The 651-nt window shown below is 62.4% G+C and carries 2 protein-coding genes; one reads left to right on the top strand and one right to left on the bottom strand.

The window, feature by feature from the left end:
• Nucleotides 1-335 (top strand): aminotransferase class I/II-fold pyridoxal phosphate-dependent enzyme (locus HX812_RS31895; RefSeq protein WP_177078589.1); only part of this gene is annotated, 335 nt, incomplete at its 5' end.
• Between the two features lies 1 nt (nt 336).
• Here HX812_RS31895 and HX812_RS31890 read toward each other — a convergent pair.
• The coding region (locus tag HX812_RS31890; RefSeq protein WP_178949163.1) for a M10 family metallopeptidase C-terminal domain-containing protein at nt 337-651 on the bottom strand (315 nt) is incomplete at its 5' end.

Below are 651 nucleotides of genomic sequence, written 5' to 3'. Positions count from 1 at the left end.
GCATGCTCAGCGAAGGCAGCTACGCCAAGCACCGCAAGCGCATGGTGCAACGCTTGATGGAGGCCGGCGGACGCGTGGAACAGTGGCTCAAGCGTTGCGGCTGCGAGCTGCCGATGGGTTACGAAGGCGGGATGTTTATCTGGGCGCGCCTGCCGCCTGGGGTCAACGGCGAACGGTTGGCCCAGGCGGCCTTAAAGCAGGGCATGGTGCTGGCGCCCGGCGCGCTGTTTGGCTACGACCCGGCGCAGCGTGACTCGATGCGTTTCAACGTGGCCCACACTGATGAACCCCAGGTGCAGCGATTGTTTGAGACGCTGTTGCGAAACGCCGGCTGAATCAACTGACGATGTCGCCCTGTTGCAGTTTGCCGTGGACCAGCAGGACGAAGGCCGGCTCGTCAGGCTTGCCGGCGATTTGCAAGGTACTCATCTGAACTACCGGGTCATAGGTCACCACTGCCTCGCCACTGGCCCCAGAAAATGCACTGACAAACTTCAACGGCTGGTTACCCAGTGCCGCGCGAATCCCGGACACATCCACCCGGTCCTCGCCGCTGACGAAGTCCATGATCTGATCGGGCGCGTCCCGGGTCGACTCGCTGGTGTTTCCGTAGACAAAGACATCGTTGCCTTTGCCGCCCCACAGGATGTC

Origin of the sequence: Pseudomonas sp. IPO3749, assembly GCF_013386605.1 — a bacterium.
GTDB lineage: Bacteria > Pseudomonadota > Gammaproteobacteria > Pseudomonadales > Pseudomonadaceae > Aquipseudomonas > Aquipseudomonas azotoformans_A.
Note: the sequence above shows the minus strand (reverse complement) of the source record. Positions and strands in the feature narration are given on the sequence as shown.